Source organism: Gluconacetobacter takamatsuzukensis, from assembly GCF_014174275.1.
GTDB lineage: Bacteria > Pseudomonadota > Alphaproteobacteria > Acetobacterales > Acetobacteraceae > Gluconacetobacter > Gluconacetobacter takamatsuzukensis.
On the sequence record NZ_JABEQK010000003.1, the window covers coordinates 361,410 to 383,077 of the forward strand.

The window sequence follows — 21,668 nt, forward strand, 5'->3', positions numbered from 1 at the left end:
GACCGTTTCGGAAACCGCCGCCGAACCGCCGCCGGCAAAGCTTCCGCAACAGCCTCTAACGTCCGCCCCGCCGCCGGCCACCCCGCCCCTTGGCGGGGTCGTAGCCGCCACCGCCCGGCCCCAGCGGTTCCGGCCCCTGCCCCTTGCGCCGGGGCGGCCGACCGGTACTGCCGGCGACACCGGCGGTCGAAACCGGCACGGGCACCGGCTCCAGCCCCAGGTCCAGCGCCTCCAGCCGCTTGATTTCGTCGCGCAGCCTTGCGGCCGTCTCGAATTCCAGGTCCGCAGCCGCCGCGCGCATCCGCTTTTCCAGCTCCGCGATGGTGCTGCCCAGATCCTTGCCGACAAACTCCGCCACGTCCCCCGCCTTCGTCGGCGCAACGGTCACGTAATCCTGCTCGAAGACCGAGGACAAAGCCTCGCCGATATGCTTGCGCACCGATTGCGGCGTGATGCCGTGCTCGGTGTTCCATTCGGACTGCTTCGCCCGCCGGCGCGCGGTTTCCTCGATCGCGTAGCGCAGGCTGTCGGTCATGGTGTCGGCATACAGCAGCACCCGCCCGTCGATATTGCGCGCCGCCCGCCCGATGGTCTGGATCAGCGAGGTGCGGGATCGCAGGAACCCCTCCTTGTCCGCATCCAGGATCGCGACCAGCGAGCATTCCGGAATATCCAGCCCCTCGCGCAGCAGGTTGATGCCGATCAGCACGTCGAACGCCCCCAGCCGCAGGTCGCGGATAATCTCGATCCGCTCCAGCGTGTCGACGTCGGAATGCAGGTAACGGACGCGGATGCCCGCCTCGTTCATGTAATCCGTCAGGTCCTCGGCCATGCGCTTGGTCAGCGTCGTGACCAGTATCCTGCCCCCGGCCGCGATCGTGAGTCGGCATTCCGCCAGCAGGTCGTCCACCTGCCGCTCCACCGGCCGGATCTCCGTCACCGGGTCGATCAGCCCGGTCGGGCGGATCACCTGCTCGGCGAACACCCCGCCCACGCGCCCCATCTCCCACGGCCCCGGCGTGGCGCTGACGAAGATCGTCATCGGGCGGAACGTATCCCACTCCGCGAATTTCAGCGGCCGGTTGTCCAAGCAGGACGGCAGCCGGAACCCGAATTCCGACAGGATCGACTTGCGCGCGAAATCCCCCCGCTCCATGCCGCCGATCTGCGGCACGGTCACATGGCTTTCGTCGACGATCAGCAGCGCATCCTCGGGCAGATATTCGAACAGGGTCGGCGGCGGATCGCCCGCCTTGCGCCCGGACAGATAGCGCGAATAATTCTCGATCCCCTTGCACACGCCCGTGGTCTCGATCATCTCCAGGTCGAAGGTCGTGCGCTGCTGCAACCGCTCGGCCTCCAGCAGCTTGCCCTCCGCCGTAAACTCCGCCAGCCGCTGGCGCAGCTCGTGCTTGATGCTCGTCACCGCCTGGTTCAGCGTCGGGCGCGGCGTCACGTAATGGCTGTTGGCGTAGACGCTGACTTCCTGCAGGTCGCCGGTCTTGTCGCCCGTCAGCGGGTCGAATTCGACAATCGCCTCGATCTCGTCGCCGAACAGCGAGACCCGCCAGGCCCGGTCCTCGTTCTGCACCGGAAAGATATCGACGCTCTCGCCCCGCACCCGAAAGGTCCCGCGCTGGAACGCCGCATCGTTCCGCCGATATTGCAGTTCGACCAGCGCCTTCACCAGCTTGTCGCGGTCGATCTCGCCGCCCACCTCCAGCCGCACCACCATTCGCGAATAGGTCTCGACCGACCCGATACCGTAGATGCACGACACCGAGGCCACGATGATGACGTCGTTGCGCTCCAGCAGCGCCTGGGTGGCGGCATGCCGCATCCGGTCGATCTGCTCGTTGATCTGGCTGTCTTTCTCGATATACGTGTCCGAGCGCGGCACATACGCTTCCGGCTGGTAGTAATCGTAGTAGCTGACGAAATATTCCACCGCATTGTCGGGGAAGAACTGCTTCATCTCGCCATAGAGCTGCGCCGCCAGGGTCTTGTTCGGCGCCAGGATCAGCGTCGGCCGCTGGGTGGCCTCGATGATCTTGGCCATCGTGAAGGTCTTGCCCGACCCGGTCACGCCCAGCAGCACCTGGTCGCGTTCCCCCTCGCCTACCCCGGCCACCAGCTCGGCAATGGCGCGCGGCTGGTCGCCGGCCGGTTCGTAGGGCGCCTGGATGACCAGCCGCCGCGTCTTCTCCTTCGCCGGCTGGCGTTCGGGCTGAAAGGTCACGATCTCTTCCGAAGGATCGGGACGACGGGTCTTCTTGCGGGCGGGCGCGGACATGGTTCAGGACTGTGGGCATCGCGCGACGCCAGCGCAAGAGCCGTCGCGCGCGCACCAGCCCGCACGCCGGGCGTGCCGATTCGGTTTGGGAATCGCGCCGCCTGTCCCTACACTGGGCGGATGGACGGTACCCTGTCCCCCCAATCCCCTCCCTATGTCCGGGTCATCGACCTGGAAACCAGCGACCGCGACGCCGCGCAGGGCGGAATCGTAGAAATCGGCTGGCAGGACGTGGCGCAGGCACCCGACGGCTGGCAACTGGCCGACAGCCCCCACGCCCGTCTGACCCACCCGGGCGGCCCCATCGCGCCGTGGACCACGGCCATCCACCACATCACCGATCACGATGTGCGCGACGCCCCGCCGATCGCCACCGTCGCCCCCGGCATCCTGCGCCCGCCGGCCCGCCCCCAGGCCTTCGCCGCCCACCGCGCCAGTTTCGAGCAAGGCTGGCTGCGCGCCCACCTGCCGCCCGCCCTGATGGCGGGCACGGGCTGGATCTGCACCTACAAATGCGCGCTGCGCCTGTGGCCCGACGAGCCCGGTCATTCCAACCAGGGCCTGCGCTACTCCCGCCGCCCGGCAGGCCTCGACAAGCATCTGGGCAACCCCGCCCACCGCGCCGGCCCCGATGCCTATGTCACGGCCCACCATCTGCGCGACATGCTGGCCCTGGCCTCGGTGGAACAGTTGCTGCGCTGGTCGCGCCAGCCGGCGCTGCTGGTGCGGGTGCCCCACGGCCCCCTGCGCGGCCGCCGCATCCGCACGCTGGCCACAAGCGACCTGGACCGGCTGCTGGCCAACTGCCGCCCGCCCGGCCCCGACCTGGCCTTCGCGCTGCGCACCGAACGCGCCCGCCGTACAGGACAGGACGACGCCACCTCCATGCGCCAGCTCGCCCTGCCCCTGTAACACCCCGAGGGGGCTGGGAAGATCAGCCCTCGACCGGCGGCGGCACCCGTGCCTGCTGCAACAGCTCCGCCTGCCGCGCCGCCAGCTTGGCCGAATCGAAATCGGCGATCAGTTCCTGGAACAGCCGATACCAGTTCAGCTTCGCCCCCAGCCGCAGGAACACGCTGCCCAGCCCGATCGCCGAACGGTCCACCAGCACGAACTCGCGCGGCGGCCGCACCCCCCCGGTCTGTTTCAGCCCGGCATAGACCCGCTCGGCCACCGCACGCCCATATTGCGGATCGTCATTTTCCTGGATCGCCCGCACACGGTCCTGCATCAGCGGCTCGTAGACGAAGCGCGCCCACTCGTTCAGCACACGCATGGTCTCGCGCGACATGTTGACGAAGCCCCAGGCCTGGTAGGCGTGATAGGCCAGATCCTCGTCATTGGTCTCCAGCGCGCGATACAGGTCGATGATCCCCTGCACGAAACGGGCCGGGAAGATCCGGATCGCGCCCAGGTCCAGCAGGTTCAGCCCGTAATCGGGCCGCACCGTGAAATTGCCCATATGCGGGTCGCCATGGATCACGCCGTTGCGATAGAGCGGCACGTACCAGGCATGGAACAGCGCCCGCGCCATGGCATCGCGCTGCTCCTGCGACGGGTCGGCATCCAGCACCGACTGCACGCCCCGCCCGTCCAGCCAGTCCATCACCAGCAGCCGCCGCGTCGTCAGGTCCTCGACCGGCATGGGCACGCTGACATCCGGGCACCCGGCCAGCATCAGGTTGTACAGCCGCAGGTTCGCCGCCTCGCGCAGATAGTCCAGCTCTTCCTGCAGGCGCGCGGTCAGCTCCACCAGCACGTCGTCCTGCTTGATGGTGCTGTCGATGCGGTAATACAGCCCCACCGCCATGCGGAACTGCCGCAGGTCGGAATCCACCGTGGCCTGCATGTCCGGATATTGCAGCTTGCACGCCACCCGGCGCCCGTCGGGCAGCACCGCCCGATGCACCTGCCCCAGGCTGGCGGCGGCCGCGGCCTCATGCTCGAACGAGCGGAATCGCCGCTCCCAGTCGCGTCCCAGCTCGGCGCTCATCCGCCGGCGCACGAAGCTCCACCCCATCGGCGGCGCATTGGCCTGCAACTGCGCCAGCTCCGCCGCATATTCGTCCGGCAACGCGCCGGGAATGGTGGACAGAAGCTGCGCCCCCTTCATCAGCGGCCCCTTCAGCCCGCCGAGAATCGATTTCAGGTCCCCGGCATGGGTGGCGTGGTCGGTGCGCAGCCCCATCTTGTGGCCCGCGATGCGCGCCGCGATACCGCCGACCGCGCCCGACGTCCGCACCATCCGGCGCAGCTCGCCGAACATGCCGGTATTGTCCAGATCCCGTTCCTCCGCCACGTCAGGCACGCTCCAGTTCGTCAATAAATCCGGCGATCACGTCCAGCCCCTTGCGCCAGAAACCCGGATCGGCCGCGTCCAGCCCGAACGGCGCCAGCAATTCGCGATGCCGCATCGTGCCCCCCGCCCGCAGCATGTCCAGATATTTGTCCTGGAACCCCGCATGACCCGACGTGAAGACGCCATACAGCGCATTCACCAGGCAATCCCCGAACGCATAGGCATAGACATAGAACGGAGAATGGATGAAGTGCGGGACATAGGTCCAGTACACGTCATAATCCGGCGTAAAGTTGAAGGCCGGGCCCAGGCTCTCGGTCTGCACCTGCCGCCAGATGGCGCCGATCCGCTCGGGCAGCAATTCGCCCGATTTCCGCTCGTCATGCACCAGGGTCTCGAACCGGTAGAACGCGATCTGGCGCACGACCGTGTTCAGCATGTCCTCCACCTTGGCGGCCAGCATCAGCCGCCGCCGCGCCGGATCGGTCTCGGCATCCAGCAGCGCGCGAAAGGTCAGCATCTCCCCGAACACGCTCGCCGTCTCGGCCAGCGTCAGCGGCGTGCCCGACATCAGGTACCCGTGCGGCGCCGCCAGCACCTGGTGCACCCCATGGCCCAGCTCGTGGGCCAGCGTCATCACGTCGCGGGTGCGGCCATGATAGTTCAGCAGCAGGTAAGGGTGGACCGACGGCACGGTCGGATGCGCGAACGCCCCCGACGCCTTGCCCGGCACGGGGGGGGCATCGATCCACGGATTGTCGAAGAACCGCCGCGCCACCGCGCCCATGCGCGGGTCGAACCCTTCATAGGCCGCCAGCACCTGCCGCGTGGCCTCGTCCCACGGAATGGTCCGCTCGTCCGCCGCCGGCAGCGGGGCATTGCGGTCCCAATGCTCCAGCTTCTCCAGCCCCAGCCAGCGCGCCTTCATCGCGTAATAGCGATGCGACAGGCGCGGATAATCCTCCGTCACCGCCTGCACCAGCGCGTCGACGACCTCGTCTTCCACCATGTTGCTGCGATTGCGGTACGAACCCGGGCGCGGATAATGCCGCAGCGAGTCGGTAATCGCCTTGTCCTTGGCCAGCGTGTTGGTAATCAGCGAAAACAGCTTGATATTGTTCCCGAACACGGTGCCGATCGCCTGCGCCGCGCGCTCGCGCACCGCCCGGTCCTGATCCGACAGGCGGTTCAGCGCCTCGCCCACCGTCAGCTCCCGACCGTCCAGCGGAATGCGCAGCCCGGCCATCGTCTCGTCGAACAGCCGGCTCCACGCCGCCGCCCCCGTCACCGATTTCTCGTGCAGGACCTGCTCGATCTCGTCGGTCAGCTGATGCGGCCGGAAAACCCGCAGGTCGCGCAGGAACGGCGCCCACACCGCCAGCGCCGGGTCCGCCAGGCGGGCGGCCAGATCCTCGTCCCCGATCCGGTTCAGCTCCAGGGTAAAGAACAGCAGATGGCTGGAGATATCGGTCAGCCGCTCGTTGATCGACTGCGAGAACCGACCGATCCCGGCATCCGACGAATCGCCGGCAAACAGCAATTGCGCGTATGACGCCGCCCGCCCCAGCACCTCGTCGATTCGCTGATATTTCCCGATCGCCTCGGCCATGTCGGCCGGCGCGGCCCCGGCCAGCCGGCCCTTCCAAGCGGCGGCAAAGGCGGCGGCGTCCGATTCGGCCTGCGCCAGGTCGGTGCGCAGCGCATCCGATTCGGGGCTCTCATACAGGTCCCGCAGATCCCAGCGCGGCAGGTCCCCGATCGTACCGGCCGGGGCACCGCCATCGGCGGCCCGCAAGGGGCTGTGATCCATCGGGCCGGAGACAAGATTCAACGTCGGCATCGGCACGCCACTCCTTCAACGCCCCCGGCACGTCACGTACGGGGGGCCGGTCCTGCCCTGATCTCTACCAGACTGTCCCGGGCATGTCGCCGCCGGCAAGGCGGTCCCACCCGCGCGTCCCCGGCGGGCACACGCAGGTACCGCGCCTATCCCAGTGCCGGCAACCGTTCGATGAAACGCCCCTTGCGGGCATGCCGTTCGCGAATTCCGTCCAGACGGCGGCAGAAATCCTCCCCCGTCCCCTGCTCCCCGGCGAGGGCCCGCAGGTCCAGTAGAAGACCCAGCGCCCTGTCGTAGCCCGCCGCATTCCGGCGCTCGATCTCCGCCTCGACCTCGCCCCACACCGCCTCGCCCTGCGTCAGAAGACCGTCCAGACGCGCGCGCCGGGCACATTCCTCCTCCGCCGCCCGCCGCGTCCGCTCCATCGCCGCGCGCTGCGCCTCTTCCCGTTCCCGGGCCTCCCCGATGGCATGGGCACGGGCGCGCAGTTCGCCCGCCATGCGCAAGCCGACGACAGGCCGGCCACCCGGCGCCTCCGCCTCCAGGCGACGCCGAAGCAGCAGCCGAAGCTCGCTGGCCACCAGGCAATCGCCCTGCGCCAGCCGGGCCAGCAGCCCGTCCTTTTCCCCAGCCGTCAATTCCGCGACAAGCCGCCCGGCGATATCCGGGGCGAAAACCTCATCCGCGGGCACGTCGCCACACCGCTCCGACGCCGCCGCGACAAGGTCCCGATCAATGCCGAAGAATCGCGCGAAGGATTCGAGCGCGCCCGATAGCGGCCCGATTCCCGGCAGCGGTTCCGCCGCATCGTCCGGGACGGTGCCATCCGCGACCGCCGTCAGCCACAGCAGGTAAAAGAATCGCAGATCCCCGCCGATGGCATCCGCCCGCAAAGGCGCCAGCGCGGCCAGCCAGTCCGAGCCGCCCTCGCCCTCCGGCTCCAGATCCTCGCGAACGATATCCAGGATCAGGTTCTCGCCGGACAGTCTCAGCGCCGCGCAATCGACGGGGCGCAGGAACGCGTCCAGGGACCTCGGATCCACCAGCCGCCGGGGAAAGCGCAGCATCAGACGATGCGTCCCCCAATCGGCGACATAAAGATGCAGGTCGAACCAGCGTTCCACCAGCGTAACCGGGTCGCCCTTGAAATCATCCCCGTCGGAGGTAACGGCAAAGCGCGTCGCCGTGATCTCCGCCCGCGACGACAATGCCCGCAAGGCCTCGCGGCACACCGCGTCAAGCGGCCGGTCGAGCGCCAGGAACGCGTAATACTGATATTCGCCCAACACGGCCCCTCATCGGATCTCGCACTATCCTCGATAAGATGGACCGGTATAAATCCGCAAGAACCCCCGTCAATGCCAACGCCGGGGTCGGTCTCCCAAGAACAGACGCAAACATCCCCCTCGGCCCGGCAGACCGCCAGGCGACCGGCAGGGCCCCAGCCCTGCCTCAATCACCTGACAGCGACGGGTTTTCCGGCAGCACGACCGTTCCGGCCATGCAACGCGCCTAGGCGCGCAGCACGGTCTCGGCCGGGGTGGCATAGCCGATCACCTTCGCATATTCGCGCGGCACCAGCTGCCAGAAATGCTGGATGACATTGTCCCATTTATGCAGCATCAGCGCGGCGTAGCGGCTGTGCGTCTCGCGCGCATGGGTCTCCACCAGCCCGCGCAGCACAGCCTCCCATTTCGGGTCGACCACCCGGTTCCACAGCAGCGTATCGGGGTTGATCCGCTGCTCGAACGTGCCCTTCTCGTCATAGACGAAGGCCATGCCCCCGGTGAAACCGGCACCGAAATTGTCGCCCGCCTCGCCCAGGATCACCACGGTGCCGCCGGTCATGTATTCGCAGCCGTTCGACCCACAGCCCTCGACCACCGCCGTCGCGCCGGAATTGCGCACCGCGAAGCGCTCGCCCGCCTGGCCGGCGGCATACAGCGCCCCCGCCGTCGCGCCATACAGCACGGTATTGCCGATGATCGCGTTCTCGTTCGACACCAGGTTCGAAGAGGGCGACTGCCGCACCACGATGGTCGCGCCCGACAGGCCCTTGCCGACATAATCGTTGGCGTCGCCCAGCACTTCCAGCTTCAGCCCCTGCACGGCAAACGCCCCCAGCGACTGCCCGGCCGAGCCGCGCAGACGCACCGTCAGATGCCCCGGCGCCAGCTTGGACATGCCGAACTGCCGCACGATCAGCGAGGAAATACGCGTGCCGATCGCCCGATGCGTGTTCTGCACGTTGTAGTGCAACTGCATCTTCTCGCCATGGTCGAACAGCGGCCGCGCATCGGCGATCATCTGCGCATCCAGCGTCTCGGGCACTTCGTTGCGCCCTTCGCGCGTGCAATAGCGCGCATGCGGCCCCGGATCGGCCTGCGCGAGCAGCGAATTGAGGTCCAGATCGTCCAGATAATCCGCACCGCGCGACACCTGCCTCAGCAGGTCGGTCCGCCCGATGATCTCGTTCAGCGAAGAGAAACCGAGCGAAGCCAGGATGTTGCGCACATCCTCGGCGATGAACGAGAACAGGTTGATCACCTTCTCCGGCGTGCCCTCGAACTTGCCGCGCAGGGCCTCGTCCTGGGTACACACCCCGACCGGGCAGGTGTTGGAATGGCACTGGCGCACCATGATGCACCCCATGGCCACCAGGCTGGCGGTGCCGATGCCGAATTCCTCGGCCCCCAGCATCGCCGCGATCACCACGTCGCGCCCGGTCTTCAGCCCGCCATCGGTGCGCAGCTTCACCCGGTGGCGCAGCCGGTTCAGCATCAGCACCTGATGCGCCTCCGCCAGCCCCAGCTCCCACGGCAGGCCGGCATATTTGACCGAACTCTGCGGGCTGGCGCCGGTGCCGCCGCTATGGCCAGAAATCAGGATCGCATCGGCCTTGGCCTTGGCCACGCCGGCGGCAATGGTGCCGATGCCCGACCGCGCGACCAGCTTCACCGTGACCGTGGCCTCGGGATTGATCTGCTTCAGGTCGTAGATCAGCTGCGCCAGATCCTCGATCGAATAGATGTCATGATGCGGCGGCGGCGAAATCAGCGTCACGCCCGGCGTCGCATGCCGCAGCTTCGCGATCAGCCCCGTCACCTTGAAGCCCGGCAGCTGCCCGCCCTCGCCGGGCTTGGCGCCCTGCGCCATCTTGATCTCGATCTCGCGGCAATCGTTCAGATACTGCGCCGTGACGCCGAAGCGGCCCGAGGCGATCTGCTTGATGGCCGAGGACGCATTGTCCCCGTTCGGCCGCGGCTTCGCACGCGCGGGGTCCTCGCCCCCCTCGCCCGAATCCGACTTCGCGCCGATCCGGTTCATGGCGATCGACAGGGTCTCGTGCGCCTCGGGGCTCAGTGCGCCCAGCGAGATCCCCGGCGCGATCAGCCGCTTGCGCAGCTGGGTGATGCTCTCCACCGCCTCGACGGGGATCGGCGTCCGCCCGCCGCGGAAATCCAGCAGGTCGCGCAGCGCCACCGGCGGCTGGCGCCGCACCGCGTCGGCATAGCGGCGATAGATCGTGAAACTGTCGCTCGCCACCGCCGTCTGCAACATGTGGATCAGGTTGCCGTCGAAGGCATGGACCTCGCCATGGCGGCGCATCTTGTACTGGCCGCCCACCGGCAGCGCGATCACGTTCTGGTCCCACGCGATCCGGTGGAAGCTCATCACATTGGTCGCGATGCCCGACAGGCCGATGCCGGAAATACGCGACGGCATGCCGGGGAAAAACTCCGCCGTCAGCGCCCGCGACAGCCCGATCGCCTCGAAATTATACCCGCCGCGATAGGCCGACACGACCGAGATGCCCATCTTGGACATCACCTTCAGCAGCCCCTTGTCCACCGCCTTGCGGTACCGCTCCACCGCCTCGCGCAGCGAGATCTCGCCGAACAGCCCGCGCCGCTGCCGGTCGGCAATGCTTTCCTGCGCCAGATAGGGGTTGATGCTGGTCGCCCCCACCCCGATCGTCACCGCAATGGCATGCACGTCCAGCGCCTCGGCCGAGCGAACGTTCAGCGAGGTAAAGGTCCGCAGCGACTGGCGGACCAGATGCGTATGCACCGCCGCCGTGGCCAGGATCATCGGGATATAGGCACGCTCCGCCGACTGCGCCTGGTCGGTCAGGAACAGATGGGTGCACCCTTCGCGCACCCGGTCCTCGGCCTCGCGCCGGATGCGGGCAATGGCCTCGCGCAGCCCCGCCTCCCCTTCCGCCGCCGGAAAGGTGCAGTCGATCACGAAGCCGCTGTCGCCGCAGAAATTACGCAGCGCCTCGAACTCGCCGGTAGTCAGCACCGGGCTGGGCAGTTGCAGCAGGTCGCACTGGACCTCGGATTCCTCCAGGATGTTGCCCAGATTGCCCAGCCGGGTCAGCAGGCTCATCACCCGCGTCTCGCGCAGGCTGTCGATCGGCGGGTTCGTCACCTGGCTGAACGCCTGGCGGAAATAATGCGCCAGCCCCCGATAGCGCGCCGACAGCACCGCCAGCGGCGCATCGTCACCCATCGAGCCGATGGCCTCGGCGGCGGTCTCCACCATCGGATGCAGGATGGTCTCCAGCTCCTCCAAGGTGGTGCCGACCGCCAGCTGCCGACGGCGCAGCTCGTCGCGGCCGTACAGTACCGGTTCCTGCACGTCCGCCCGCACGACCGAGCCGATCTTCTGGATGTTCTTCACCCAGGCGCCGAAATCGCGGCGGCCGGCCAGCAGGTCCAGCAGCGCCTCGTTGCCGTAGAGCTTCGCCTCCTGCAGGTCCAGGCCGATCATCTGCCCCGGCCCAAGCCGCCCGCGCCGCACGATGTCGGTCTCGGCCACCTTCACCATGCCGGTCTCCGACCCCACGATCAGCAGCCCGTCCGCCGTCACGGTGTAGCGCAGCGGGCGCAGGCCGCTGCGGTCCAGCCCCGCCACGACCCAGCGCCCGTCGGTGGCGCACAGCGCCGCCGGCCCGTCCCACGGCTCCATCACCGCGTTGCAATAGGCGTACAGGTCCTGGTGCTTCTGCGGCATGCCCGAATTGCCGCCGACACTGGCCGGCACCATCAGCGCCTTGACCATGGGCGCGTCGCGCCCGGCAAAGGTCAGCAGCTCGAACACATTGTCCAGCATCGCGGTGTCCGACCCCGCGGCCTGCACCACGGGCTTCAGGTCCTCCATCACCGGGTCCAGCCCCGGGTCCGCCAGCCGCGTCTCGTGGCTCTTCATCCAGTTGACGTTGCCCTGGATCGTGTTGATCTCGCCGTTATGCGCCAGCCGGCGGAAAGGCTGCGCCAGCTTCCAGGTCGGGAACGTGTTGGTCGAATAGCGCTGGTGATAGATCGCAAAACGGCTGACGAAGCGCGGGTCCAGCAGGTCGGGATAGAAATCCGTCAGGTTCTCGGCCAGGAACATGCCCTTGTAGATCACCGACCGGCAGGACATCGAGCAGATATACAGGTCCAGCGAATTGGCCTGCGCACTCTTCTCGATCCGGCGGCGGATCACATACAGGTCGCGCTCGAACGCCTCCTCGTCCCGCCCCGGCAGGTTGCGGATCATGATCTGCTCGATCTCGGGCCGGGTGGCATTCGCCTTCTCGCCGATGCACGCGGTATCGATCGGCACCTGCCGCCAGCCATAGATCCCGTAGCCGAAGGCCAGGATCTCGGTCTCGATGATCTGCCGGCAGCGTTCCTGCGCCGCCAGGTCGGTCTTGGGCAGAAAGATCATCCCGATGGCGATCTGCGTGTCCACGCAGCCCTCGCCGCCGCTGTGAATCGCCTCGGCAAAGAAATCCTGCGGAATCTCCAGATGAATCCCCGCACCGTCCCCGGTCTTGCCGTCGGCATCGACCGCGCCGCGATGCCACAGCGCCTTCAGGGCGGCGATCCCGGCATTGACGACCTCGCGCCGCTTGCGCCCGTCCAGCGACGCGATCAGCCCCACGCCGCAGGCATCGCGCTCCTGCGTGGCGTCGTACAGCCCCGCGATCGCCTCGGCATTCTCCTGCCATTCGGCCACGAACGCCTGGCCGGCATCCCGCGGTCCATGATCCTGGGTCAACTGGTCCATGTCCGTCACTCCGCCGCCTGGGCGCACTGCGCCGCCCGATTTTCCAGCCAGCGATGCATCTGCGCCGCCGCATCCCGTCCATCGCGGATCGCCCACACCACCAGGCTGGCCCCGCGCACGATATCCCCCGCCGCGAAGACGCCCGGCAGGCTGGTCATGAAACTCTCATGGTCGACCCGCAGCGTGCCCCAGCGCGACACGGCCAGGTCCGGCTGCCCCCACAGGGTCGGCAGCGGCTCGGGGTCGAAGCCCAGCGCCTTGATCACCAGGTCGGCTTCCAGCACGAAGGCACTGTCCTCGACCGGCTCGACCGACTGGCGGCCGCTGGCATCGGGCATGCCCAGCTTCATGCGCACGGCGCGCACGCCGCTGACACTGCCATCGCCCAGAAACGCCTCGGGCGCCGCCAGCCAGACGAAGGAGACCCCTTCCTCCTCGGCATTCTTCACCTCGCGGATCGACCCGGGCATGTTCGCCCGGTCGCGGCGATACAGGCACTTGACCGATTTCGCCCCCTGGCGGATCGCGGTGCGCACGCAATCCATCGCCGTATCGCCGCCGCCGATCACCACCACCGACTTGCCGGCGGCATTCAGCGCCGCGCTCTCTTCGGGGGCAAACCGGTCGCCCAGCGACAGCCGGTTCGACATGGTCAGGTAGTCCAGCGCCTTGACGATGCCGTCCAGCCCCGCGCCCGGTCCGCCGATATCGCGCGACTTGTACACGCCGGTCGCGATCAGCACCGCGTCATGCCGGGCCTGCAACGTCGCGAAAGACAGCGTTCCCGCCCCGTCCGCATCCGCGATGTCCACACCCAGATGGAACCGTACCCCCGATTCCTCCAGATACAGGTGCCGGCGGGCCACGATGTCCTTTTCCAGCTTGAAGCCCGGAATGCCGTAGATCATCAGGCCGCCGATCCGGTCGTACCGGTCGTAGACATGCACCTGGTAGCCCTGCTGGCGAAACTGCATCGCTGCCGCCAGCCCACCCGGCCCGGCACCGATGATGGCGATCGAGGTCTCGCGCTCCACCGGCGGCCGGATCGGCTCCACCCAGCCGCTGGCGAAGGCGGTATCGGTAATAAAGCGTTCGACAGCGCCGATGGTCACGCTCTCGAACCCCTTCTCGATCACGCAATTGCCCTCGCACAGCCGGTCCTGGGGGCAGATCCGGCCGCAGATCTCGGGGAAATTGTTGGTGGCGGCCGAAAGCGCATACGCTTCCTCCAGCCGCCCCTCGGCCGTCATCTTCAGCCAGTCGGGGATATTGTTGCCCAGCGGACAATGGACCGAGCAGAACGGCACCCCGCATTGCGAGCAACGGCTGGCCTGCTGTTCCGCCTTCTCCACCGCGAATGCGCGATAGATCTCGTCGAAATCGCCGTTCCGCTCCACGGCCGGCCGCTTGTCGGGCTGGCTCTGCGGCACGGAGACGAATTTCAGCATGTGCTCGACCATCGGTCCCCCCTGGATAACGCCCGACCGTCACCTGCGGTACGTGTGTTGGCGGAACACCTACGACAGACATATCCGCCATAAAAGACAGCATCACTGCCCTTTATGACAAAAAGCCCCCTCGCGAGCCATCCGATCGAACATCCCGCCCGGCCACATAGGTCCGATCCGGACCAATTGGCCATATAGTGCGTTGAGCTTGCTTGTTTATGTAATTTTATATCCACCCAGATAGGATGGAACAATCAATTCCATCGAGGCCGGCCGAATGCCCAGCTGCTCCAGCCCCGGGGCCCCGTCCGCCGCCACATTGTCGCTCGCCAACATCGCAAGCTGGTCGCGGGTCAGCATCTTCCCGGGCAGGCGTTCCAGCCACATCGCCTGCCACCAGGCCAGGGCCGGCGGCACCGCAACCACCAGCCGGCGCCGCCCGACCACGGCCACGATCAGGCGCGCGATCTCCTCCATGGTCCGAATCGCCGGCCCGCCGAATTCGAAGACCGCCCCCGCATACCCCTCGCCCGCCAGCAGCCGCCGGATTCCCTCGGCCACATCGGCGACATGCACCGGCTGCAAGCGCGTCCGCGCGCCATAGACCGGCACGACGGGGCTGAACCGCGCCAGCGTGGCGAACAGGTTGGTAAAATGATCCTCGGCCCCGAACAGGATCGACGGCCGCACGATCGTCGCCTCGGGCATCGCGCGCAGCACCGCCTCCTCGCCGGCCGCCTTGCTGCGACCATAGGCCGAGCGACTGTCCGGCGCGGCCCCGATGGCCGAGACATGCACCAGCTTCGCCACCCCGGCCGACGCCGCCAGCCGCGCGACCTGCTCGGCCCCCTCGACATGCACGGCCTGGAACGTCGCCGGCCCGCGCTCGGCCAGGATTCCCACCAGGTTCACGACGACCTGCGCCCCCTCGACAACCGGAATCAGCGAGGCATGGTCCAGGATCGAGGCCCCCAGCGGCACGATCTGCCCCACATCGCCCAGCGGCCGCAGCGATGCCGCCCGGTCGGTGCGGCGCGCGGCCACCCGCACCACATATCCGTCATCGGCCAAGCGCCGCACCACATGGCGCCCCAGGAATCCCGAACCGCCGATTACCGCCGCAACTTTTCGCGTCGTCATGTCCATCCCCCGAATACGGGGTCGGCCGCACGCGCAGGCTGCCTGCCACGCGCGGAATCCCACCCCTATCCTTTCTTTTCACACCTCTAGCACAACGCCCGTCCCGCCCGGCCGGACACACCCCGTCGTCCGGCGCATGCAATAAAAACGACACGAATCGCCCCACCCATGTTGACCGCCCCCCATGGGCAGAGTAAACGCCCCTCACCACCCCGGAAACGGGGGCTTTCTGAGCCCAGATGGCGGAATTGGTAGACGCGCAGGTTTCAGGTACCTGTGGCCGCAAGGTCGTGGAAGTTCGAGTCTTCTTCTGGGCACCATCTCTTCTGAATACTGAAAAATCAGTGTGCTGGCAGGCGCCCGACAATGTCGAGGCGCCTTTTTGCCGTCTTCCGCCCTGCGCCGGATACGCCATGTCGTTTCCCACGCGGAATATGTGAAGGGTGCCGTTGACCACCCTGTTGTTTCCGAGTAAATCCCCCTCACCACCCCGGAAACGGGGGCCTTCTAAGCCCAGATGGCGGAATTGGTAGACGCGCAGGTTTCAGGTACCTGTGGCCGCAAGGTCGTGGAAGTTCGAGTCTTCTTCTGGGCACCATTTTCCCTACAGCCGGATCGGACATCGCCCCTTGGGGCGGCACGGCGCCCCCGGGCAGCCGGTCGTGGTGGTCGGCACCCCCTCGCGCATGGGCGCTTCCGTTATTATATGTCCTTCACTGCCCCGGCATCCGGTTACAACGGCATGGCGGCGCGCAGGCATGCGTCTTGCGGATTGGGAATCATGGGCCGTTCTTGCATTTTCCGTCGTCACGTCTGCAACGCGGGGTCTCACGCATGATCGCCACCACGCCCTCGATCCACCTGCATCGCGGCGACCTGCCCGCCGACGTGACCTTCCACGGCCCGATCGCGGTCGATACCGAGGCCATGGGCCTCAAGCCGCATCGCGACCGGCTGTGCCTGGTGCAGATCTCGGCCGGCGACCAGTCCGCGCACCTGGTACAGATCCTGCCCGGCGCCCCCAGCCCCAACCTAGCCCGCCTGATGGCCGACCCCGCGATCACCAAGCTGATGCACTATGCGCGCTTCGACGTGGCGATCCTCCAGCACACGCTGGGCATCACCGTCGCGCCGGTCATCTGCACCAAGATCGCCTCCAAGCTGGTCCGCACCTTCACCGACCGCCACGGGCTGGCCCATCTGTGCCGCGAATTGCTGGGGGTCGAACTCAGCAAGCAGCAGCAGACCTCCGACTGGGGCGCCCCGGACCTGACACCCGAACAGCGCGCCTACGCGGCGTCCGACGTGCTCCACCTGCACGCGCTCTGGGCGAAGCTGGAAGCCCTGCTGCACCGCGAGGGCCGGCGCGACCTGGCCCAGGCCTGCTACGATTTCCTGCCCGCACGCGCCCGCCTGGACCTGCTGGGATACGAAACGCCGGACATCTTCGCCCACCAGGCATGATGCCCCCCTTCCCCTCGCGGTCCATCGTTCTGTTTGACCTGGACCACCGCCATGGCGATACACGGCTGGCATGACCCAATCCGTTCCTCCTGTTGGTGACAGCTCCGACTCCGACCAGTCCGACGCGGATATCGCGGCGGCCTGCCGGGTCCTGGCGCGCGAGACCGACGGGCTGATGCAGATGGCAGCCGCCCTGCGCGCCCCGGCGGTCGAGGGCGACGACACCCCGCCGCTGGGCGAGGCCTTCACGCGCGCCATCGCGGCCTTCTCGGCCCTCGCCGGGCGCGTCGTCGTCACCGGCATCGGCAAGTCCGGGCAGATCGGCCGCAAGATCCAGTCCACCCTGGCCTCCACGGGCACGCCCTCGGTCTTCGTCCACCCGTCGGAGGCCTCGCACGGCGACCTCGGCATGCTCCAGCAAGGCGACGCCGTGCTGGCGCTCTCCAATTCGGGCGAAACGGCCGAACTGGCCGACATCGTGGCCCATGCGCGCCGCTACGGCCTGCTGCTGGTGGCCATCACCACCCGCGCGGCCTCGACACTGGCCCGCGCCGCCGACATCCCCCTCATCGTCCCCGATGCGCCCGAGGCCTGCCCGATGGGCCTGGCCCCCACCACCTCCTCCATGATGCAGCTGGCCCTGGGCGACGCGCTGGCGGTGGTCCTGCTGGAGCGGCGGGGCTTCTCGGCGACCGAATTCGGCATCTTCCATCCCGGCGGCCGGCTGGGCACGCGCCTGCGCCGCGTCGCGGACCTGATGCATCGCGGCGGCGTCATGCCGCTGGGCACGCCCGACAGCTCGCTGCGGCAGGTCATCATGGAAATGACGCGCAAGGCCTTCGGCTGCATGGGCGTGGTCGATGCCGACGGCAAGCTGTGCGGCCTGATCACCGACGGCGACCTGCGGCGCGTCCTCGACCGCAACCTGGACCACACCCGCGCGGCGGACATCATGAACACCGCGCCCCTGACGACCGAGCCCGACGTGCTGGCCGCCGAGGCCCTGCGGCTGATGAACGCCCGCGCCCGCCCCATCACCAGCCTGTTCGTGCTGGATGCCGACCGCGTTCCCGTCGGCATCCTCCATGTCCACGACCTGCTGCGCGCGGGCGTGGCATGAGCCTCCCCCCGCCCCCCGACGGCGACACGCCGCCCCGGCGCGAGGATTTCGCGCGCTCCGCCGACCAGATCGCGCGGCAGCGGTCGCTGCTGCACCAGGATACGTCGCGCCTGCGCCGGGTCCTCCGGCCCAGCGACATCACCCGCCGCCGGCGCCTGGTTCGCTGGGCCAAATGGGCCCTGCCGGCCGCCGCTTTGCTGCTGCTCAGCTCCATCGCCGTGTGGCCGGCCATCGACCGGCTGGTCAACATGCAGCGCGGCGCCCTGCGCGAGATGGAAAACCTGCGCGTCTCCAGCGGCAACATGCTCGGCGCCGTCTATCGAGGGCTGGACGACCACGACCGGCCGTTCATGATCACCGCCGACCAGGCCCAGCAGGTGGGCCCCGACCGCATCAACCTGGCCCGCCCGGCCGCCGACACCCTGACCCAGGGCGGCGACTGGATGATGGTCAGCGCCGCGCAGGGCGTGTATCTGCAACGGGAACAATTGCTGGACCTGACGCAGGACGTGTCCCTCTACCGCGAAGACGGCGTGATCATGACCGGCGTCACCGCCGACATGGACCTCAGGCAGGGCATCATCGCCTCCGACCAGTGGGTCCATGCCGAAGGCCCGTTCGGCGTGCTGGACGCCCAGGGCGTCCTGCTGTCCCAGCATGAGGGGATCGCCCAGTTCCGCGGCCCCGGCCGGCTGGTCCTGAACGACGACGCCCATGCCGGCCCGGCATCCCACCCTTCCACCCCCCAAGCCGCCCAGACGGAGCCCAGTCGATGACCGCCCCCGCAAAGGTCGCCTCCGCGTTTCTGCTCCTCGGCGCCGTGGCCTGCCTGTTTCCCCCGGGCGCCGCGCGCGGCCAGGCCATCGACCTTTCGCATGGCGGCCAGATCAGCGTCACGGCAGCCGGCGGCTTCGACTGGGACCAGAAGACCCAGACCGTCACCGCCTACGACAAGGCCCAGGCGACCCGGGGCAACGTCACCGTCACCGGCGACCGCCTGATCGCCTTCTACCGCAAGAAGGCCGCGCCCGGCTCCGCCGCGGGCGCCCCCGCCGAGCCGGCGGCACAGCCCGCCGCCGGCGCCCAGGGCATGGACGCCGGATCGGGCGCCAACGAGGTCTATCGCCTGAACGCGCTGGGCCATGTCCATATCTTCACCGACACCGACCAGGCCTGGGGCGACAAGGCCGTCTACGACATCGACCAGGCGGTGATGATCCTGACCGGCACCGGGCTGAAGCTGACCACGCCGCAGGATGTCCTGACCGCCCGGGATTCGATGGAATATTATTCCCAGACCCGCATGTCGGTCGGCAGGGGCAACGCCACCGTCACCACCAATGACGGCCGGCAGATCCGCGCCGACGTGCTGGTCGGCTACAGCGCACCGACCCAACCCGCCCCCCAGACCACGCCCCAATCCACACCCCAGCCCGCCCCGCAGGCGGCCGGAAAGGGCGCCGAGCCATTGACCAGTTCGGGGAAGCTGGAAAAAGTGAACGCATTCGGCCATGTCTTCGTCCGCACGCAGACCGAGACCGTGACCGGCGACCGTGGCGTGTATGTCCCCGATACCGGAATCGCGCGGATCGTCGGCAACGTGCATATCACGCGGGGCCAGAACCAGATCAGCGGAGCCGCGGCAATCGTGAACATGCACACCGGAATCGCCACGATGACCGAACGCCCGGGCGGACGGGTCAGCGGCCTGATCGTCCCCAACGAGGCCAATCCCCCCCCTGCGGGAACCCAGCGATGAACGATATCCCCTACGCCCTGTCCGACGAGGCGAAAAACGCGGCCGGGCAGGCGCCCTTCGGCAGTGCCCTCAGCGGACTGATCGCCAGCGGAATCGGCAAGTCCTACAAGAAGCGGCCGGTGGTCCGGAACGTCTCGCTCCAGGTCAATCGCGGCGAGGCCGTCGGCCTCCTGGGCCCCAACGGCGCGGGCAAGACCACCAGCTTCTACATGATCGTGGGCCTGGTCCAGCCCGACAGCGGCTCGATCACGCTGGACGGCACCGACATCACCCGCCTGCCGATGTACAGGCGCGCCCGGCTGGGCATCGGCTACCTGCCGCAGGAAGCCAGCATCTTCCGCGGCCTGAACGTCGAACAGAACATCATGGCGGCACTGGAAGTCGTGGAATCCGACCCCGACCGGCGCGAGGAAATGCTGACCGGCCTGCTGGGCGAATTCGGCATTTCCCACCTCCGCCGCTCCCCGTCGCTGGCCCTCTCGGGCGGCGAGCGGCGCCGTCTCGAAATCGCCCGCGCCCTGGCCAGCCAGCCCCACTATATCCTGCTCGACGAGCCTCTGGCGGGCATCGACCCGATCGCGGTGGGCGAAATCCGCGACCTGGTCTCGCACCTCAAGGATCGCGGGATCGGCGTGCTGATCACCGACCACAATGTCCGCGAGACGCTGGAAGTGATCGACCGCGCCTACATCATGCACAGCGGCCAGGTCCTGATGGAAGGCCGCCCGGAGGAGATCGTCGCCAACGAGGACGTGCGGCGCGTCTATCTTGGAGAAAATTTCTCCCTCTGACCGCCCGTCATGACCATCGGACCCAAGCTTGCCCTCCGGCAGGCCCAATCCCTGGTCATGACGCCGCAACTGCGCCAGGCGATCCTGCTGCTGCAACTCTCCAATCTCGACGCCTGGTCGGTCGTCGAGCACGAGATGGAGCGCAACCCCCTGCTGGAACGCCCCGAGACGGCCGACCCACCGTTCCCGGCCTTCGGCGCACCGCGCCACCTGCCCCCGCCCTCCCTCGGCCCGGCCCGCGATCCCGGCATATGGCACGATCCGCCTGACGGCCTGGCCGGCCCCGCGCGCCCGCTGCACGAACGACTGGCCGAGCAGGTCCGGCTGTCGCGCTTCGATGCCCGGGAACGGCGGATCGCCGCCCACCTGATCACCCTGCTGGATTCCGACGGGCGCCTGCCCCTCTCATCCGCCGAGATCGCCCGCACCCCCGGCATCGACGCCCCGCCGGCACAGGTCGAACGGGTCCGCCTGGCCATGATGCAGTTCGAACCGACCGGCCTGTTCGCCCATGACCTGGGCGAATGCCTGGCCGCGCAATTGCGCGAACGCGACCGGCTGGACCCGGCGATGGCCATGCTGCTGCGGCACCTGGACCTGCTGGCCCGGCGCGACCTGCGCCGGCTGCGCACCCTGTGCGGCGTCGACCAGGACGACCTGGCCGCCATGATCGCCGAAATCCGCACCCTCTCCCCCCGCCCGGCCCATGATGCGGCGGCCGCCGAGGCCGGCATCGTCGTGCCGGACATCCTGATGCTGCCGGCGCCCGATCATGACTGGATCATCGAGCTCAATCCCGACACCATGCCCCGGGTGGTGGTCAACTCAGCCCTCACCCTGCGCACCACGCTGCGGCTGCGCGATACGGACCGCCCCTTCATGACCGAGCGCCTGGCCAGCGCCAACTGGCTGGTCCGCGCCCTCCAGCAGCGGGCCGAGACGATCGTCCGCGTCGCCACCGCCATCATGCGCCGCCAGGGCGGCTTCCTGGCCCATGGCGCGGGCCATCTGCGGCCCCTGGTCCTGCGCGACATCGCCGAGGCGGTCGGCCTGCACGAAAGCACCGTCAGCCGGGTCACGGCGAACAAATACATCGCCACCCCGCGCGGCATGTTCGAGCTGAAATATTTTTTCACCACGGCCATCCCCGGGCGCGCAGGCAGCGCCGATCACAGCGCCGAGGCCGTCCGCCACCGCATCAAGCTGCTGATTTCGCAGGAATCCCGGCAGGATATCCTGTCTGACGATGCAATTGTGAACGAATTAATAAAGGAAGGAATAGACATCTCCCGCCGAACCGTGGCCAAATACCGGGATGCGCTGAAAATACCGAATTCAGCGCAGAGAAAACGGGAAAAGGCTTTCGAGGCCTGACGCCACCCGGCGGAATATGCATTAAAAAAACCGCCGGCACGGTTCCGTCCGGTTTCGGACGCTCCTCTATTCAAGGGGTG

Annotated in this window: 14 protein-coding genes and 2 tRNA genes; 9 read left to right on the top strand and 7 right to left on the bottom strand. The window is 68.0% G+C overall.

Features of this window, described 5'->3' with window-relative positions; translation table 11 throughout:
- Nucleotides 1-55 precede the first annotated feature (55 nt).
- Complete coding sequence (uvrB, locus tag HLH27_RS06075; RefSeq protein WP_182948673.1) at nucleotides 56-2,293, bottom strand: excinuclease ABC subunit UvrB; 2,238 nt, start codon at nucleotides 2,291-2,293, stop codon at nucleotides 56-58.
- 120 nt (nucleotides 2,294-2,413) lie between these two features.
- Between uvrB and HLH27_RS06080 the strand changes: the two genes are divergently transcribed.
- Nucleotides 2,414-3,205, top strand: coding sequence for an exonuclease domain-containing protein (locus tag HLH27_RS06080; protein ID WP_182948675.1), 792 nt, complete (start codon nucleotides 2,414-2,416; stop codon nucleotides 3,203-3,205).
- A 22-nt stretch (nucleotides 3,206-3,227) separates the two neighbouring features.
- Here HLH27_RS06080 and HLH27_RS06085 read toward each other — a convergent pair whose 3' ends face one another.
- The 6 genes from HLH27_RS06085 to HLH27_RS06110 all read right to left on the bottom strand — a co-directional run bounded on the left by HLH27_RS06085 (nucleotide 3,228) and on the right by HLH27_RS06110 (nucleotide 15,080).
- Nucleotides 3,228-4,559, bottom strand: a complete 1,332-nt coding sequence (locus HLH27_RS06085) for an ABC1 kinase family protein (protein WP_182948815.1) — start codon at nucleotides 4,557-4,559, stop codon at nucleotides 3,228-3,230.
- Between the two features lie 34 nt (nucleotides 4,560-4,593).
- The gene (locus HLH27_RS06090) at nucleotides 4,594-6,402 is read right to left on the bottom strand and encodes a M3 family oligoendopeptidase (RefSeq protein WP_246375562.1); all 1,809 of its coding nucleotides are present in this window, start codon (nucleotides 6,400-6,402) and stop codon (nucleotides 4,594-4,596) included.
- Between the two features lie 176 nt (nucleotides 6,403-6,578).
- A complete protein-coding gene (locus HLH27_RS06095) occupies nucleotides 6,579-7,721 on the bottom strand; it encodes a hypothetical protein (protein ID WP_220790299.1) in 1,143 nt (380 codons plus the stop codon).
- Between the two features lie 223 nt (nucleotides 7,722-7,944).
- Nucleotides 7,945-12,492, bottom strand: coding sequence for a glutamate synthase large subunit (gene gltB, locus HLH27_RS06100; RefSeq protein WP_182948679.1), 4,548 nt, complete (start codon nucleotides 12,490-12,492; stop codon nucleotides 7,945-7,947).
- A gap of 5 nt (nucleotides 12,493-12,497) precedes the next feature.
- Complete coding sequence (locus HLH27_RS06105) at nucleotides 12,498-13,952, bottom strand: NAD(P)-dependent oxidoreductase (RefSeq protein WP_182948681.1); 1,455 nt, start codon at nucleotides 13,950-13,952, stop codon at nucleotides 12,498-12,500.
- A 204-nt stretch (nucleotides 13,953-14,156) separates the two neighbouring features.
- Nucleotides 14,157-15,080, bottom strand: a complete 924-nt coding sequence (locus HLH27_RS06110) for a complex I NDUFA9 subunit family protein (protein ID WP_182948682.1) — start codon at nucleotides 15,078-15,080, stop codon at nucleotides 14,157-14,159.
- A 233-nt stretch (nucleotides 15,081-15,313) separates the two neighbouring features.
- On the opposite strand from HLH27_RS06110, the gene HLH27_RS06115 reads away from it, so the two are divergent.
- From HLH27_RS06115 to rpoN, 8 genes are all read left to right on the top strand, one after another.
- Nucleotides 15,314-15,400 (top strand) — tRNA-Leu (locus tag HLH27_RS06115).
- A 191-nt stretch (nucleotides 15,401-15,591) separates the two neighbouring features.
- A tRNA-Leu gene (locus HLH27_RS06120) sits at nucleotides 15,592-15,678 on the top strand.
- Between the two features lie 236 nt (nucleotides 15,679-15,914).
- Nucleotides 15,915-16,544 carry a ribonuclease D gene (locus tag HLH27_RS06125; protein ID WP_182948684.1) on the top strand — a complete coding sequence of 210 codons (630 nt, stop codon included), beginning with the start codon at nucleotides 15,915-15,917 and terminating at the stop codon, nucleotides 16,542-16,544.
- A gap of 70 nt (nucleotides 16,545-16,614) precedes the next feature.
- A complete protein-coding gene (locus tag HLH27_RS06130) occupies nucleotides 16,615-17,664 on the top strand; it encodes a KpsF/GutQ family sugar-phosphate isomerase (protein ID WP_246375521.1) in 1,050 nt (349 codons plus the stop codon).
- The gene (lptC, locus tag HLH27_RS06135) at nucleotides 17,661-18,440 is read left to right on the top strand and encodes an LPS export ABC transporter periplasmic protein LptC (RefSeq protein ID WP_182948686.1); all 780 of its coding nucleotides are present in this window, start codon (nucleotides 17,661-17,663) and stop codon (nucleotides 18,438-18,440) included. Before HLH27_RS06130 ends, lptC begins: the two co-directional genes overlap by 4 nt.
- Nucleotides 18,437-19,423 carry an LptA/OstA family protein gene (locus HLH27_RS06140; protein WP_182948688.1) on the top strand — a complete coding sequence of 329 codons (987 nt, stop codon included), beginning with the start codon at nucleotides 18,437-18,439 and terminating at the stop codon, nucleotides 19,421-19,423. Before lptC ends, HLH27_RS06140 begins: the two co-directional genes overlap by 4 nt.
- Nucleotides 19,420-20,214: an LPS export ABC transporter ATP-binding protein gene (gene lptB / locus HLH27_RS06145; protein ID WP_246375523.1), complete on the top strand. Its 795-nt coding sequence runs from the start codon at nucleotides 19,420-19,422 to the stop codon at nucleotides 20,212-20,214. Before HLH27_RS06140 ends, lptB begins: the two co-directional genes overlap by 4 nt.
- A 9-nt stretch (nucleotides 20,215-20,223) precedes the next feature.
- A complete protein-coding gene (rpoN, locus tag HLH27_RS06150; protein ID WP_182948689.1) occupies nucleotides 20,224-21,588 on the top strand; it encodes an RNA polymerase factor sigma-54 in 1,365 nt (454 codons plus the stop codon).
- Nucleotides 21,589-21,668 lie beyond the last annotated feature (80 nt).

What these genes read in the sequence shown, in the direction of transcription:
- HLH27_RS06085 (WP_182948815.1), bottom strand. Translation starts at nt 4,559, where the DNA reads ATGTTCGGCGAGCTGCGCCGGATGGTGCGGACGTCGGGCGCGGTCGGC.
- gltB (WP_182948679.1), bottom strand. Translation starts at nt 12,492, where the DNA reads ATGGACCAGTTGACCCAGGATCATGGACCGCGGGATGCCGGCCAGGCG.
- lptC (WP_182948686.1), top strand. Translation starts at nt 17,661, where the DNA reads ATGAGCCTCCCCCCGCCCCCCGACGGCGACACGCCGCCCCGGCGCGAG.
- lptB (WP_246375523.1), top strand. Translation starts at nt 19,420, where the DNA reads ATGAACGATATCCCCTACGCCCTGTCCGACGAGGCGAAAAACGCGGCC.
- HLH27_RS06130 (WP_246375521.1), top strand. Translation starts at nt 16,615, where the DNA reads ATGACCCAATCCGTTCCTCCTGTTGGTGACAGCTCCGACTCCGACCAG.
- HLH27_RS06105 (WP_182948681.1), bottom strand. Translation starts at nt 13,952, where the DNA reads ATGGTCGAGCACATGCTGAAATTCGTCTCCGTGCCGCAGAGCCAGCCC.
- HLH27_RS06080 (WP_182948675.1), top strand. Translation starts at nt 2,414, where the DNA reads ATGGACGGTACCCTGTCCCCCCAATCCCCTCCCTATGTCCGGGTCATC.
- HLH27_RS06090 (WP_246375562.1), bottom strand. Translation starts at nt 6,402, where the DNA reads ATGGATCACAGCCCCTTGCGGGCCGCCGATGGCGGTGCCCCGGCCGGT.
- uvrB (WP_182948673.1), bottom strand. Translation starts at nt 2,293, where the DNA reads ATGTCCGCGCCCGCCCGCAAGAAGACCCGTCGTCCCGATCCTTCGGAA.
- HLH27_RS06125 (WP_182948684.1), top strand. Translation starts at nt 15,915, where the DNA reads ATGATCGCCACCACGCCCTCGATCCACCTGCATCGCGGCGACCTGCCC.
- rpoN (WP_182948689.1), top strand. Translation starts at nt 20,224, where the DNA reads ATGACCATCGGACCCAAGCTTGCCCTCCGGCAGGCCCAATCCCTGGTC.
- HLH27_RS06140 (WP_182948688.1), top strand. Translation starts at nt 18,437, where the DNA reads ATGACCGCCCCCGCAAAGGTCGCCTCCGCGTTTCTGCTCCTCGGCGCC.
- HLH27_RS06110 (WP_182948682.1), bottom strand. Translation starts at nt 15,080, where the DNA reads ATGACGACGCGAAAAGTTGCGGCGGTAATCGGCGGTTCGGGATTCCTG.